Raw genomic sequence first — 15,516 nt, 5'->3', positions numbered from 1 at the left:
TGTGTAATTGTTCAATAATTTAATTCTGAGTGCGATACCCCGCTGCAAAAGATTTAACGCGGTTGTTATAGCCAGCCTGATCCCTGATAATACACACCTTTCAAAACCCCATGGCACGACAATGACTGATTATTTATTGCTCTTTATCGGCACAGTGTTAGTGAATAACTTTGTGCTGGTGAAGTTTCTCGGCCTCTGCCCCTTCATGGGTGTTTCCAAAAAACTGGAAACCGCCATCGGGATGGGACTGGCGACGACATTTGTTATTACCCTGGCCTCCATTTGTGCGTGGCTGGTCAATCACCTTATCCTGGTTCCGCTGGACCTGGTCTATCTGCGTACCATGGCGTATATCCTGGTGATTGCGGTCACCGTCCAGTTCACGGAAATTGTGGTGCGTAAGACCAGCCCGTCACTCTACCGTCTGCTGGGGATCTTCCTGCCGCTGATCACCACTAACTGTGCGGTGCTGGGGGTTCCTCTGCTGAGTGTCAACCTGAAGCATACCTTTCTGCAGGCCGCGCTTTATGGTTTCAGCGCTTCGCTCGGTTTCTCTCTGGTGATGGTCCTGTTTGCCGGTATCCGTGAACGTCTGGTACTGGCGAATGTGCCGGCACCGTTCAAAGGTTCTTCTATTGCCCTGATCACTGCCGGCCTGATGGCGCTGGCCTTTATGGGCTTCAGCGGGCTGGTGAAGTTCTGATGAGTGCTATCTGGATTGCGATTATTTCGCTGAGTATCTTAGGTCTGGTATTCGGTGCTCTGCTGGGTTATGCCTCACGCCGTTTTAAAGTGGAAGAAGACCCGATCGTCGAACAGATCGATGAACTGCTGCCGCAGAGTCAGTGCGGTCAGTGCGGTTATCCCGGCTGCCGGCCCTATGCGGATGCGGTCGGCAATCAGGGAGAGATGATTAACAAGTGTGCTCCCGGTGGAGAGCAGACCATGCTCAAACTGGCCGCGTTACTGAACGTTGAACCTCAGCCGGTGGATGGCGGAGAAGAAGCCAAAGCACCTGAACGTAAGGTTGCCTGGATTGACGAAAGTAACTGTATTGGCTGCACCAAGTGTATTCAGGCCTGCCCGGTCGATGCCATTGTGGGAGCCACACGGGCCATGCATACGGTACTGACCGACCTCTGCACCGGGTGTGACTTATGCGTTGCCCCGTGCCCCACCGACTGTATCGAGATGCGTCCGGTTCCCACCACCACTGCTAACTGGAAATGGGATCTGAACGCCATCCCTGTCCGTGTTATTCCGGTAGAACATCATGCTTAATCTGTTTTCTCGTTTTCGTGCCGATAAAATCTGGGACTTCAAAGGGGGCATCCATCCGCCGGAGATGAAAACCCAGTCGAACGGTACACCGTTAGCGGAAATCCCGTTACCGGCACAATTTATCATTCCGCTGAAACAACATATCGGTCAGGAAGGTGAGTTGCTGGTTAAACCCGGCGATCATGTGTTGCGCGGACAACCTCTGACCTTCGGACATGGGCGGATGTTACCGGTACATGCCCCGACATCCGGTACGGTCACGGCCATTACACCCCATATGACAGCCCACCCTTCCGGTCTGGCTGAGCCTTCGGTATTTATCCGCCCTGACGGTGAAGATCGCTGGATCGATCGTCAGCCCATTGCTGACTACCTGCAGGCGGACCGGCAGGAGATTATTCGCCACATTCATGCGGCCGGCGTCGCCGGATTAGGCGGAGCCGGCTTTCCGACCGCCACAAAACTGAAAGGCGGCCTGAGTGGTGTGAAGGTGCTGATCATCAATGCGGCTGAGTGCGAACCCTATATTACGGCCGATGATCGGCTGATGCAGGACTACGCGGCAGACGTGCTGACCGGTAGCCGCATCCTGCGTCATATTCTGCAGGCTGACCAGGTACTGATTGGCATTGAGGATAATAAACCTGAAGCCATCCGCAGCCTGAAAGCCGCCCTGGGCAGTGATAATGATTTACAGATCCGCGTTATTCCGACCAAATACCCCTCCGGGGGGGCAAAACAGCTGACCAAAATCCTTACCGGGCGTGAAGTGCCGCACGGTGGACGGTCGGCTGATATCGGTGTGCTGATGCAGAACGTGGGAACGGCCTATGCGGTAAAACGCGCGGTAATCGATGGCGAGCCACTGACTGAACGTGTCGTGACTCTGACCGGCGAAGCCTTGAGCCAGCCACGCAACGTCTGGGGCCGGCTCGGTACACCGGTCAGCCATCTTCTGCAATTTGCGGGCTTTACCCCGGATAATAAGCAGATGGTGATCATGGGCGGGCCTCTGATGGGCTTTACGCTGCCCTCTCTCGATGTGCCGATGGTGAAAATCACTAACTGTCTGCTGGCCCCGTCGGCTACAGAAATGGGTAATAACGAAGAGGAACAGTCCTGCATCCGCTGCAGTGCCTGTGCCGATGCGTGCCCTGCCGGCCTTCTGCCACAACAGCTGTACTGGTATTGCCAGGGCGGTGACCATGACAAAGCCAGAGCTTATCACCTGAATGATTGCATAGAGTGCGGTGCCTGTGCCTATGTCTGCCCGAGCAACATTCCGCTGGTACAGTATTATCGCCAGGAAAAAGCAGAGTTGCTGGAGATTGATCTCGAAGCACGGCGCACCGCTGAAGCGAAGGCCCGTTTCGAAGCCCGTCAGCAACGACTGGAACGGGAAAAAGAGGCCCGTGAAGCCCGTCATGCCGAAGCGAAACGTCGTGTTTCTGCCAGTGAGCAACAGCAAATCGCCGCGGCGCTGGAAAGAGTGAAAAGTAAATCTGCCACGACCGAAGGTGATGTCGTGGTTCAGGCAGGGGCTACACCGGATAATTCTGACGTCATTGCGCAACGTGAAGCCCGTAAAGCGCAGGCCCGTGCCCGTCAGGCAGAAAAAGCCGCAACCGGGACAGATACCGGTGACCGTAAAGATGCCGTCGCTGCGGCGATAGCCCGTGCCAAAGCCAAAAAAGCCGCTCAGACCGCGGATGCGGCCGGTGAACCGGTCGCTACTGCTCCGGACGCCGAAACCGCTGCGGAAGACCCGCGTAAAGCGGCCGTCGCTGCCGCGATTGCCCGGGCCAAAGCCAAAAAAGCCGCTCAGACCGCGGATGCGGCCGGTGAACTGGTCGCTACTGCTCCGGACGCCGAAACCGCTGCGGAAGACCCGCGTAAAGCGGCCGTCGCTGCCGCGATTGCCCGGGCCAAAGCGAAAAAAGCCGCTCAGACCGCGGATGCTGCCGGTGAGCCGGTCGCCGCTACCCCGGACGCCGAAACCGCTGCGGAAGACCCGCGCAAAGCGGCCGTCGCTGCCGCGATTGCCCGTGCCAAAGCAAAAAAGGCCGCTCAGGCCGCGGATGCGGCCGGTGAACCGGTCGTTACTGCCCCGGACGCCGAAACTGCTGCGGAAGACCCGCGCAAAGCGGCCGTCGCTGCCGCGATTGCCCGTGCCAAAGCAAAAAAGGCCGCTCAGGCCGCGGATGCGGCCGGTGAACCGGTCGTTACTGCTCCGGACGCCGAAACCGCTGCGGAAGACCCGCGCAAAGCGGCCGTCGCTGCCGCGATTGCCCGTGCCAAAGCAAAAAAGGCCGCTCAGGCCGTCGCCGGAACCTCAGGTTCCGAATATCAACAGCCCGCGACGTCTGTGTTGCAGAATTCGACCTCCGAGGATTAAATGGCTTTTCGTATTGCAAGTTCCCCGTATACCCATAACCGACGCAGCACTAACCGGATAATGACGCTGGTACTGCTGGCTGCCGTGCCGGGCCTGATGACCCAGTGGTATTACTTCGGCTACGGTAACCTTATTCAGGTCGCTCTGGCCGCCATCACTGCCTGGGTGGCGGAAGGCCTCGTCCTGCGTTTACGCCGTCAACCGGTGTTGCCGGTACTTTGTGATAACTCGGCATTACTCACCGCCCTGCTGCTCGGTGTCAGTTTACCTCCGCTGGCCCCCTGGTGGCTGATTGTGATCGGCACGACCTTCGCTATTATTATCGCGAAACAGCTGTATGGCGGACTGGGTCAGAACCCGTTTAACCCGGCGATGGTCGGTTATGTGGTGCTACTGATCTCATTCCCGGTACAGATGACCAGCTGGCTCCCTCCCGAGACACTGCAGTCGGTCAGACCAGGATTGACAGACTGTCTGAGTATGATTTTTACCGCCCACACTACCGGCGGTCTGTCGATGCAGGCCCTGCAACTGGGGGTTGACGGTATCAGTCAGGCCACTCCTCTGGACGGTTTCAAAACCGGACTGCGGGCCGGGCATACTGCCGCGCAGTTACTGTCTGAACCTATCTTCAAAGGCATCCTGGCCGGTCAGGGCTGGCAATGGGTGAACGTGGCATTTCTGGCCGGTGGCCTGTTTATGCTGGTAAACCGGACTATCCGCTGGCATATCCCGGTCAGTTTTCTGGCTTCGCTGGCTCTCTGTGCCGCACTCGGCTGGTGGTTCTCGCCGGGGCATCTCGCCTCACCGATGATGCACTTATTTTCCGGGGGCACAATGTTGTGTGCTTTCTTTATCGCCACCGACCCGATTTCGGCGTCGACAACCGATAAAGGACGTCTGATTTACGGTGCGCTGATCGGTTTACTGACCTGGCTTATCCGCAGCTTTGGCGGTTACCCTGACGGTGTGGCATTCGCCGTGTTACTGGCAAATATCTGTGTCCCGTTAATTGATTATTACACTCAGCCACGGGTGTATGGCCATCGTAAGGAATAACCGATGCTCGATACTATCCGTAAAAATGGCATCACACTGGCCGTGTTTGCTGCGGTCACTACCGGGATGACAGCAGTCATTAACCTCGTGACCAAGCCGACTGTTGAGCATCAGATGGCGCTGGAACAGAAAACGTTGCTCGACCAGGTGGTACCTCCGTCGCTGTATAACAATAAATTACAGCAGGAGTGCTATATCGTCCGTAACCCGGCACTGGGGAATATGGACCCGCACCACCTCTATCTGGCCAGGAAAGATGGAAAACCCGTCGCGGTAGCACTGGAAACCACCGCCCCCGATGGTTATTCCGGTAATATTCAGATGCTGGTCGGTGCCGATTTCCAGGGTAAAGTACTGGGCGTGAGGGTGACCGAACAGCATGAAACCCCGGGACTGGGGGATAAAATTGAACTGCGTATTTCTGACTGGATCACCCACTTCTCCGGGGTGGTTTTGCACGGCGCGGATGATAAACATTTTGCGGTGAAAAAAGACGGGGGGGATTTTGACCAGTTTACCGGGGCGACTATCACACCCCGTGCGGTGGTGAATGCAACAAAACGCACTACCCTGTATATTCAAACCCTGCCATCCCAACTTTCATCGCTGCCTGACTGTGGAGGAAACCCATGAGTGAAGCGAAAAAACTACTGGTCGGAGGCCTCTGGAAAAATAACTCGGCTCTGGTGCAGTTACTGGGCCTCTGCCCGTTACTGGCGGTAACGTCAACAGCGACCAATGCCCTCGGCCTTGGCCTGGCAACCACACTGGTACTGACCATCACCAACAGTGCAATTTCATTATCACGCCGCTGGATGCCTTCGGAAATCCGTATTCCGATTTATGTCATGATTATTGCCTCCGTGGTCAGTTGCGTACAGATGCTGATCAGTGCTTATGCCCACAGCCTGTATCAGTCGTTGGGAATTTTTATTCCGCTGATTGTGACCAACTGTATTGTGGTCGGTCGTGCCGAGGCGGTGGCGTCAAAATCGAATGTTGCCCTGTCGGCACTGGACGGGTTCTCCATCGGGATGGGGGCGACCTGTGCGATGGTCACGCTGGGTTCACTGCGGGAAATTATCGGTAACGGTACGATCTTTAATGGTGCCGACCAGTTGCTTGGCCCGTGGGCAAAAGTGTTACGGGTTCAGGTGGTTCACTTCGATTCACCGATGCTACTGGCGATGCTGCCTCCCGGTGCGTTTATCGGCCTGGGGATGTTACTGGCGGCAAAATACCTGATCGATCAACGCACCCGTGAGCGTGCCGCGCGTAAAGCCGAACAGGCTGCAGGTACGGTGACTGGCCCGGCAGTGACGGCGGCACAGGTATCCGCAGGGAAAGCGTAGTGAATAAAGAGAAACGCTATCAGATTCTCAGTCGCTTGCGGGAAAACAATCCCCATCCGACAACGGAACTTAATTTTGCCTCCCCGTTTGAATTGCTGATTGCAGTATTACTTTCTGCGCAGGCAACCGATGTCAGCGTCAATAAGGCAACCGTCGGATTATTCGCCGCCGCCCCCACCCCGCAGAAAATGCTGGAACTGGGTGTGGAGGGTGTCCGGGAGGCCATTAAGACCATCGGATTGTTCAATACTAAAGCGGCCAATGTGATCAAAACCTGCCAGATACTGACAGAAAAACATCAGGGACAGGTGCCGGAAAACCGTGAGGCGCTGGAAGCGCTGCCAGGTGTCGGGCGTAAAACCGCCAATGTGGTGCTGAATACCGCCTTCGGCTGGCCAACCATCGCGGTGGATACGCATATTTTCCGTGTGTCCAACCGCACCGGGTTTGCCCCCGGTAAAAATGTCGACCAGGTGGAAGCCAGGCTGCTGAAAGTCGTTCCTGCTGAATTTAAAGTGGATTGCCACCACTGGCTGATATTGCACGGTCGCTATACCTGTATTGCCCGTAAACCGCGCTGTGGGTCCTGCATTATTGAGGACTTATGTGAGTACCGCGAAAAAACCGAATAGCACGCCGATCAGAATCAGCCCTGTGTCCGTCAGGGCTGATAAATCCCCCCCCGCCCCCATTTTATTCACCTTATTCACCTGCTTATTCACCTGCGCTTATTTTTTATCAGCAAAAAACCGCTCTTGCTGACAAATATTTCTGCCATTGTGGTCACATTTTTGAGAAAAGAAGAACAGAAACATAATCCGGATTTATGGAGATGCATAGCATCTGATATTACACTTAAGTGTTTTGATACTTCTTTATGCTGATCATAAGCCTGAAGGCGGGCTTTGCGTCGGAGAAACATTATTTTGCATTATGCGGGGGAATTTATTATTCTCCTTTTAGGAAAATTCGCCATTTTCCAATATTTAATAACATTGAGTACTGTGTTAACAACTTTAAAATCTACGCAATGTAGTCTGTATGCTATTTCATCATGCTCCTGCTCTGCCTGCTTTTATTGTCACTTTCTAACGCAAGTTTCTCAATACATAACAAAATCATGTGAAAAGTTACGCATGAAAAGCACTTAATTCCTGACGTTAAACAGGGTTAACACACACCGAGGTTAAAGTGTCTGCTGCAAACAAACATAATGAATCCGTCAGCCTGAACGCATTCAGGCAACCGAAAGCGTTCTACCTGATCTTCTCCATCGAACTGTGGGAACGTTTCGGATTTTACGGGCTACAGGCTATTCTGGCCGTGTACCTGGTCAAACAACTGGGCATGTCCGAAGCTGATTCCATCACACTGTTCTCATCGTTCAGTGCGATGGTGTACGGCATGGTGGCTATTGGTGGCTGGCTGGGAGATAAAGTCCTCGGTACCAAACGCGTGATTACCCTCGGGGTAATTGTGCTGGCTCTGGGCTATGCTTTCATTACCTTCTCCGGCCATAACGTCAGTATGGTTTATGTCGGAATGGCAACCATTGCGGTCGGTAGCGGGCTGTTTAAAGCGAACCCGTCTTCTCTGCTGTCAACCTGCTATGAGAAAGGTGATTCCCGTCTCGACGGTGCATTCACGATGTTCTATATGTCCATTAACATCGGTTCACTGTTCTCAATGATGCTGACACCGTGGCTGGCCACGAAATACGGCTGGAGCGTTGCGTTCTCTCTGTCGGTTGTCGGACTGGCGATCACCCTGATTAACTTCCTGAGCATGAAGTCTCTGGTGAAGAACTATGGTTCTGCACCGGATTTTGCGCCGCTGCATTTCGGAAAGCTGATCGCGACCCTGGTCAGCGTGGTAGTACTGATTGCTATCGCCACTATGCTGCTGCATCACCAGAGCGTTGCCCGGTTGGCACTGCTGGTGATCGCTATCGGTATTCTGCTGGTCTTTGCTAAAGAGACCTTCTCACTGAAAGGTGCGGCACGCCGCAAAATGATCGTTGCATTTATCATGATGCTGGAAGCGATTGTCTTCTTTGTGCTGTATATGCAGATGCCGACTTCACTGAACTTCTTTGCTATCCGTAACGTTCAGCATGAAATCCTGGGGATCCATTTTGAGCCGGAGCAGTTCCAGGCGCTGAACCCGTTCTGGATCATGGTTGCCAGCCCGCTGCTGGCGGCGGCTTACAACAAGCTGGGTAACAGCCTGCCGATGCCGCTGAAATTCGCAATCGGTATGTTCCTGTGTTCAGCTGCCTTCCTGGTGCTGCCGCTGGGTGCGCAGTATGCCAGTCAGCAAGGGATTGTTTCTGTAAACTGGCTGATCCTGAGCTATGCACTACAGAGCGTCGGTGAGCTGATGATCTCCGGTCTGGGTCTGGCGATGGTCGCACAGCTGGTTCCTCAGCGTCTGATGGGCTTCATTATGGGCTCATGGTTCCTGACCACTGCCTGCGCCGCGGTAATTTCCGGTAAAGTGGCCGGCCTGATGGCAGTACCTGATAATGTCACCGACCCGCTGATGTCTCTGAGTGTCTACAGCCATGTCTTCAAAGAGATCGGGGTTTGTACCTTAGTGATTGCGGTCGTGATGCTGATTTCAGCACCACTGCTGAATAAAATGATCCGCGACTAAGTTCGTCGTGGCTCTGCCAGGCCAGTCAGCATTGCTGACTGGCTTTTTTTTTATCCGGTGACCCGGGAATGATTTTGCGGCGGTTTGCCCGGGGGGCTCCCGGAGCTTGTCCGGTCTATGCTGACCCGGTCGAGGGGTTAGCCGGCAATAAACTGATGCCGCTGACAGTTCCAGAGGCGATGTATTTGGTCATGCCCCGTGCGGGTCGCAAACCTGCGATCGAACGACAGGAGTCTGAGCGGTGGCCGTGGCGTTAAGTGTTAATCTCCGCCCTTCTCTGTCAATGCACTCTCCGGTCGTTGCCCGGAAGTTATACCGGTATTCTGCGCGGACCGTGTTTAGTGTTAATTCACCCTTCTCTGTCAATGCACTCTCTGACCTTTGCCCGGAAGCCATACCGGTGTCTTGCGCAGACCCTGTTTAGCGTTAACCCTGCCATTTTCCCTGACATTGGCCTGACAATGATACCGGAGCCGTATTTTCTGCGTGCCGTGGTCCGTGCACCAGTCAGTCAGTGTATTCCTGTAAAATCCCGCTCAGCCAGTCCATAAATACCCGTACCCGTGGAGGAACATTCCTGCGATTAGGATATAGCAGGGACACCGGCATGGGTCTGGCCGGATAGTCTGCAAGCACTTCCTGTAATGCGCCCTGAGCCAGCAATACGCTGACACTTCTTGCCGGCACCTGAATGATCCCCAGACCGGCAAGACAGGCCGCCCGGTAGGTTTCGGTACTGTTGACAGTCAGTGCGCCAGGCACCGGGAAATAGTGGCTTTTTTTGCCGTCAAAATATTCAAATCCTGAGCCAGGTTTCCCAAGATACTGTGTGTAATGAACCATGGCATGCTGTGCTAACGCTTGCGGTGACAGAGGCAGCCCGAAACGGGCAAGATACCCGGGGCTGGCGCAGTTAATCATCCGGTGATACCCGATATGACGTACCATCATGCCGGAATCGGCCAGTTCTCCCACCCTGACCACACAGTCAAGTCCGTCACGGATCAGGTCAGCCTGGCTGTCGCTGCTGCTCAGTTCCACACGTAATTCAGGGTACTGTTGCAGAAATTCCGGTAACCGGGGAAGCACGAATCCGGTCGCCATCGCGACCGACATATCCGCCCTGACCGTCCCGTTAAGCGTGGACGGTTCCTGGCGGAACAGGGTATCCATATCCTCCAGCATACCCAGCAGTTCAAGGCAGCGGTGATAATAGAGTTCCCCGTCACGCGTCAGACGGACACGCCGTGTCGTGCGCTGCAATAAACGGGTGCCGGTATTTTTTTCCAGTGCCTGTATCTGTCTGGAGACACTGCCCTTCGGCATCCCCAGGCTGTCCGAAGCCGCCGTGAAGCTGTTGGTTTCCGCAACGCGGACAAATACCTGCATTGCCTGTATTTTATCCATAATCCCGCCAATTGTTGTTCATATTGAAACAGTGATATCTGTTTTAGCGACTTTATCACATCACTGGTGTTCAATATGATGAATTCCTTTAGCCAGTTTATTGCCGGAGAGAAACGATGAAAAACAGCATTGCAGTCATTACCGGGGGCAACCGTGGTCTGGGTAAAAACGGCGCGCTGAAATTGGCCGCCCGTGGCGTCGGAATTATTCTGACCTATCGCTCCCACGCCGAAGAAGCCGAGGCCGTGGTCAGAGAGATCCGCGATCTTGGCGTAAATGCCGTCGCCTTACCCCTGGATGTGGGAGTAACCGCACAGTTTGAGCTTTTTGCTGAGCAACTTCGCCAGGTGTTACAGGAGGTCTGGCAACGTCAGGATTTTGATATCCTGATCAATAATGCAGGACATGGTCACTACCAGTTATTTACTGAAACCCGCGAAGAAGACTTTGATGCGCTGGTCAATGTCCACCTGAAAGGTCCGTATTTTCTCACTCAGAAATTACTGCCCTTACTCCGCGACGGAGGCCGTATTCTTAATATATCCAGCGGCCTGACGCGCGTCACCTTCCCGGGGTCTGCCACTTATGCGGCGGTCAAAGGTGCCATGGAAGTCCTCACCCGTTATCAGGCCAAAGAGCTGGGTGAACGTCGCATCAGGGTGAATGTGCTGGCCCCGGGGGCGGTGGAAACTGACTTTGGTGGCGGACGGACCCGGGATAATCAGCAGGTCAATGCGGCTATCGCTTCACAAACTGCGCTGGGACGCGTCGGCTTACCTGATGATATTGGCGATGCTATTGCCATGGTGCTGAGCGATGAGAGTCACTGGATTAACGCACAACGGATTGAAGTTTCAGGAGGGTTAGCACTCTGACGGGGTCGCTACTCACCGGTAAGCAAACCGGACACTCTTATTCAGGATAGCGATGCCCGGGTTTGAGAAAAAACGGGCATGAAACGACCGCCGGCCGGACTGACCGGCGGTCTCTGTTAACTGAGTTAACTGATTTTTTCCGCCGGGAAATGCTGTTCAGGGCGGGCAATCTGATCCTGCGCGGCGACCAGCTGCAATTCGTATTCGCCCATCTGATGCGTTTTGATCATTACTTCGTAGACCGCTGCCGTAACATGTTCCAGGGCTTCCGGTAAGGATTTGCCCTGCAATAAATCCACCAGCAATAGTCCGCTGGTCAGGTCACCGACACCGACCGGCTGACGCACACCAAAGTCCACCAGCGGACGCTGGATGTGCCAGGCTTCACCGGCGGTTACCAGCAGCATTTCGAACTGATCACTGCGACGTCCGGCACGGGATAAGTGTTTCACCAGCACCACCCGGGGTCCGCGGGAAATCAGTTCGCGGCAGGCTTCGATACACTCATCGATGGTGTGTAACTGACGCTCACTGAGCATCTCCAGCTCCAGCAGATTCGGCGCGATAATATCGCTGGCAGGCAGTGCATAGCGGCAGTGGAATTCGGCGACACCCGGCGCGACGATACATCCTTTTTCAGGGTGGCCCATGACCGGATCACAAAAATACCAGGCTCCGGGGTTGGCTGCTTTGACTTCCCGGACAATTTCCAGGATCTTTTCGCCCTGTTCAGCCGAACCGAGGTAACCACTCAGCACGGCATCACAGGTTTTCAGGCGATCAATTTCTGCAATACCCTTCACAATGTCGGTCAGATGTGCGGCCGGCATCACCGTTCCCGTCCAGTGACCGTATTGTGTATGGTTGGAAAACTGTACCGTATTTAACGGCCAGACATTGGCGCCCATCCTGCGCATCGGAAACTCAGCGGCCGCATTTCCCGCATGACCGTAGACAACATGTGATTGTATTGCAAGAATATTTTTCATTAGCCGATGACGTCTTATCTTATTGGAAATGTAAAAAAGGCCGGAAACCGGCCTTTATCATAAACGTGTTATTGCCAGTTGATCAGGCAGTAATGTTTTTTACCACGACGCAGGACGGTATAACGACCGAACAGTTTGTCGTCCTCACTGAAACGATATTCCGCATCCGCTTGCTTCTGGCCGTTGATCGCCACCGCATTAGAGGAAATCAGCGTCCGGGCCTGGCCACGGGAAGGGACCAGCTCAGCGGTTACCAGCGCCTGTTGCAGGTCATTGCCCTGTGACAGGGTGATCGCAGGCATACCGTCCTGAGCCAGCTGGGCCAAATCCGCCTCGCTGAGGTCGCTCAGGGTCCCGGCGAACAGACTCGCGGTAATCCGTTTTGCGGCACTCAGGCCTTCTTCACCGTGAACCAGACGGGTAACCTGTTCCGCCAGCACATACTGTGCACGGGGGGCTTTGCCGCTTTGCTCATCTTCTGCCTGCAGGGCATTGATCTCGTCAATGCTCATAAAGGTGAAGAATTTCAGGAAACGATAAACATCGGCATCCGCCGTGTTGATCCAGAACTGGTAGAATTTATACGGACTGGTTTTCTTCGCGTCCAGCCAGACCGCACCACCTTCGGTTTTACCGAATTTGGTGCCATCCGATTTAGTGATCAGTGGAACCGTCAGGCCAAACACCTGATTCTGATGCAGTCTGCGGGTCAGATCGATACCCGAAGTAATGTTGCCCCACTGGTCAGATCCCCCGATCTGCAGACTGACGCCGTGGCGCTCGTTCAGACAGGCAAAATCATATCCCTGCAGCAGATTGTAAGAGAATTCAGTGAAAGAGATCCCCTGGTCATCACGGTTCAGACGCTGTTTCACCGCTTCTTTGTTAATCATCTGATTAACGGAGAAATGCTTACCGATATCCCGCAGGAAGGTCAGCACATTCATGCTGCCAAACCAGTCGTAGTTATTCGCGGCAATGGCACTGTTGTCACCGCAATCGAAATTCAGGAATGGCGCAACCTGCTGACGGATTTTCTCCACCCACTCGCCCACCGTGTCGGCGGTATTCAGCTTACGCTCACTGGCTTTAAAACTCGGGTCACCAATAAGTCCCGTTGCGCCGCCGACTAATGCCACCGGGGTGTGGCCAGCATCCTGAAAACGTTTCAGGCAAAGTAACGGTACCAGATGGCCCAGATGTAAGCTATCGGCGGTAGGATCAAAGCCGCAATACAGCGCGATCGGCCCTTGTGCCAGTCGCTCTGATAACGCTTGTTCGTCCGTTACCTGGGCGATCAGGCCCCTTTCCTGTAATTGTTGTATCAGGTTACTGCTGGTCATCAACGACTCCAAATTGAACAGACTGCACCTTTGCTGCAACGCAGCTTTCCGCGCAGTCGCGGAAAAAAATCAGGTGCATAGAATAAAACGGTGCGGCGAACTGTTCCAGTAGTGAAACAGCTTATTTTACCAAATCAGGGGGCCAGGCGATCAATTTCCCAGCAGTCATCCGTTTTCTGATAGATGAAGCGGTCGTGCAGACGTTTTGCACCGCCCTGCCAGAACTCCATGGTATGAAAACGGACACGGTATCCCCCCCAGAAATCGGGCAGTGGGACTTCACCTCGCATAAATTTCTGGCTGATTTCCAGGAACTTGCCTTCAAGTACCCCACGGGCGGAGATACGGCTGGATTGTCGGGAGACCCAGGCCCCAATCTGGCTGTCACGCGGGCGGCTGTGAAAATACTTTATCACCTCTTTGGCGCTCAGTTTTTCGGCCTCACCCAGTACCATCACCTGACGTTCCAGCATATGCCAGGGAAAGTGTAAGGAGATTTTCGGGTTCCGGCTCAGGTGTTGCGCCTTACGGCTACCGAGATTGGTATAGAAAATCATGCTGTTATCGTCGTACTCTTTCAGTAAGACAATCCGCTGATACGGCTGTCCCTGCTCGTCGACGGTTGCCACACACATGGCCGTCGGGTCCGGCAGTTGCGCTTCACAGGCCTGGCTGAGCCATTGGGTGAACAGGGTCATCGGCGCTTCGGGTAAATCCTTGCGTCTGAGGCCACCACGGGTGTATTCACGTCGCAGATCAGCGATATTGTTTAAAGATTCCTGTTGGATAGTCATTGTTTCTAACTCATCAAAGCACTTCATCACCGACAGTGTTGCTGCAGGCGGCAGCACTGTCCCCTTTTATCTTTTCCCCGGCACGGCACTCCCTCCCGCAGGGGCATAGGCCGGGAAGATGGCCCCCAGGGTGGTAAAATCACGCGCCCCGGTGACGGCAGGCAGATTGCCGGGTAATCCGGAGAGTGTACGGAACGCCAGCCAGGCAAAGGCCAGCCCTTCCATATCGTCACTGCTGATCCCCGCATCATCCGTTTTACCTACATCGGTACCGGGCATCAGTGCGGAAATTCGCTGCATCAGTAAGCGGTTATGGCTGCCTCCACCGCACACCAGTAACCGGTCACAGTGACCACTTAATTGTATCTGCCGGACGATAGTCATGGCCGTCAGTTCCAATAACGTGGCCTGAATATCACCGGCATCGAGCCCCGGAAAGCGCTGTAACTGCTTTTCGATCCAGGACAAATTAAAATATTCACGGCCGGTACTTTTCGGGGCCGGTAAGGCAAACCACGGGTCATCCAGCATCTGTTTCAGCAATACCGGAACGACGTTCCCCTGAGCTGCCCACTGACCGTCTTTGTCGAACCGCTGCTGACACTGTTGCCAGATCCAGGCATCCATCAGGATATTGCCAGGCCCGGTGTCATAACCGCGGATATTCTGGCCGGGAAATAGCAGAGAGATATTCGCAATACCGCCAATATTGAGGACCACGCGCCGTTCCAGCGGGTGCATAAGCACTGCGCGGTGAAAGGCAGGCACCAGCGGTGCGCCCTGACCGCCTATCGCCATATCACGCCGGCGGAAGTCGCCGACTACCGTGACGCCGGTACGGGCCACAATCTGATTATTATCCCCCAGTTGCATGCTGAAAGGCGCTTCCCCTTCCGGTTCATGCCAGACCGTTTGTCCGTGACAGCCGATACCGACAATATCTTCAGCACTCAGGGATTCCCGTTGCATCAGCGTTTCAATCGCTTCGCTGAACAACCGGCCGAGGCGGGTATCCAGGCGCCCTAATTGTGACAGCGTCACGGGCTGACCCTGGCAGACATCCAGGATCATCTGCCGGATCTCCAGCGGCATCGGGTGACAATAACTCGCCTGCCGGGCGACAATATGCTCATCGATCGCCGCCAGCACCACATCCACACCATCCAGGCTGGTTCCCGACATGACTCCGATATAACGTCCCGATTTCATCTTAACCTCAACTCACGGCTCCACAGACCAGCCCTCAGTCTTGCAAATCTTCACGGCTAATACTATGAATAAAATGGTGATCATCGATCAATTTATCGTAAAGGAATGCCGGTCGATTGAATTATTGTTTATCCGGCCGGTCTTAAAATGCCGCATT

Annotated in this window: 14 protein-coding genes; 9 read left to right on the top strand and 5 right to left on the bottom strand. The window is 54.4% G+C overall.

All coding sequences use genetic code 11. The features are described from left to right. Positions 1–121 precede the first annotated feature (121 nt). From rsxA to dtpA, 8 genes are all read left to right on the top strand, one after another. Positions 122–703, top strand: coding sequence for an electron transport complex subunit RsxA (rsxA, locus tag ABD035_RS04450; RefSeq protein ID WP_025901956.1), 582 nt, complete (start codon positions 122–124; stop codon positions 701–703). Further along, the gene (gene rsxB, locus ABD035_RS04445) at positions 703–1,281 is read left to right on the top strand and encodes an electron transport complex subunit RsxB (protein WP_212712473.1); all 579 of its coding nucleotides are present in this window, start codon (positions 703–705) and stop codon (positions 1,279–1,281) included. Before rsxA ends, rsxB begins: the two co-directional genes overlap by 1 nt. After that, positions 1,274–3,676, top strand: a complete 2,403-nt coding sequence (rsxC, locus tag ABD035_RS04440) for an electron transport complex subunit RsxC (RefSeq protein WP_343868000.1) — start codon at positions 1,274–1,276, stop codon at positions 3,674–3,676. The genes rsxB and rsxC overlap by 8 nt, the downstream gene beginning before the upstream one ends. Further along, a complete protein-coding gene (rsxD, locus tag ABD035_RS04435) occupies positions 3,677–4,735 on the top strand; it encodes an electron transport complex subunit RsxD (protein WP_212712471.1) in 1,059 nt (352 codons plus the stop codon). It abuts the gene before it with no gap. A gap of 3 nt (positions 4,736–4,738) precedes the next feature. Then, on the top strand, positions 4,739–5,368 hold the full coding sequence (gene rsxG / locus ABD035_RS04430) for an electron transport complex subunit RsxG (RefSeq protein WP_343867998.1): 630 nt from the start codon (positions 4,739–4,741) through the stop codon (positions 5,366–5,368). After that, the gene (locus tag ABD035_RS04425; protein ID WP_343867996.1) at positions 5,365–6,087 is read left to right on the top strand and encodes an electron transport complex subunit E; all 723 of its coding nucleotides are present in this window, start codon (positions 5,365–5,367) and stop codon (positions 6,085–6,087) included. Before rsxG ends, ABD035_RS04425 begins: the two co-directional genes overlap by 4 nt. Next, complete coding sequence (nth, locus tag ABD035_RS04420) at positions 6,087–6,719, top strand: endonuclease III (RefSeq protein ID WP_212712468.1); 633 nt, start codon at positions 6,087–6,089, stop codon at positions 6,717–6,719. The genes ABD035_RS04425 and nth overlap by 1 nt, the downstream gene beginning before the upstream one ends. Before the next feature lie 559 nt (positions 6,720–7,278). Beyond that, positions 7,279–8,742, top strand: coding sequence for a dipeptide/tripeptide permease DtpA (gene dtpA / locus ABD035_RS04415; RefSeq protein WP_343867994.1), 1,464 nt, complete (start codon positions 7,279–7,281; stop codon positions 8,740–8,742). A gap of 507 nt (positions 8,743–9,249) precedes the next feature. Here dtpA and ABD035_RS04410 read toward each other — a convergent pair. Then, positions 9,250–10,149 carry a LysR family transcriptional regulator gene (locus tag ABD035_RS04410; protein ID WP_343867992.1) on the bottom strand — a complete coding sequence of 300 codons (900 nt, stop codon included), beginning with the start codon at positions 10,147–10,149 and terminating at the stop codon, positions 9,250–9,252. A 116-nt stretch (positions 10,150–10,265) separates the two neighbouring features. Here ABD035_RS04410 and ABD035_RS04405 point away from each other — a divergent pair, with 116 nt between their 5' ends. Continuing rightward, complete coding sequence (locus tag ABD035_RS04405) at positions 10,266–11,024, top strand: SDR family NAD(P)-dependent oxidoreductase (protein WP_343867990.1); 759 nt, start codon at positions 10,266–10,268, stop codon at positions 11,022–11,024. Positions 11,025–11,149: 125 nt separating this feature from the next. Here ABD035_RS04405 and pdxY read toward each other — a convergent pair whose 3' ends face one another. The 4 genes from pdxY to anmK form a co-directional block, all read right to left on the bottom strand. Beyond that, positions 11,150–12,013: a pyridoxal kinase PdxY gene (gene pdxY, locus ABD035_RS04400; protein WP_343867988.1), complete on the bottom strand. Its 864-nt coding sequence runs from the start codon at positions 12,011–12,013 to the stop codon at positions 11,150–11,152. A gap of 68 nt (positions 12,014–12,081) precedes the next feature. After that, complete coding sequence (tyrS, locus tag ABD035_RS04395) at positions 12,082–13,356, bottom strand: tyrosine--tRNA ligase (RefSeq protein ID WP_343867986.1); 1,275 nt, start codon at positions 13,354–13,356, stop codon at positions 12,082–12,084. A 134-nt stretch (positions 13,357–13,490) separates the two neighbouring features. Further along, entirely contained in the window at positions 13,491–14,150 is a 660-nt protein-coding gene (pdxH, locus tag ABD035_RS04390) for a pyridoxamine 5'-phosphate oxidase (protein WP_343867984.1), read from the bottom strand. A gap of 66 nt (positions 14,151–14,216) precedes the next feature. Next, the gene (anmK, locus tag ABD035_RS04385; protein ID WP_343867982.1) at positions 14,217–15,359 is read right to left on the bottom strand and encodes an anhydro-N-acetylmuramic acid kinase; all 1,143 of its coding nucleotides are present in this window, start codon (positions 15,357–15,359) and stop codon (positions 14,217–14,219) included. Positions 15,360–15,516: the final 157 nt, after the last annotated feature.

The sequence above is a fragment of the Tatumella terrea genome (genome assembly GCF_039523755.1).
Lineage (GTDB): Bacteria > Pseudomonadota > Gammaproteobacteria > Enterobacterales > Enterobacteriaceae > Tatumella > Tatumella terrea.
The sequence above is the reverse complement of the archived record's forward strand: the minus strand, read 5'-3'. Positions and strand labels throughout refer to the sequence as shown.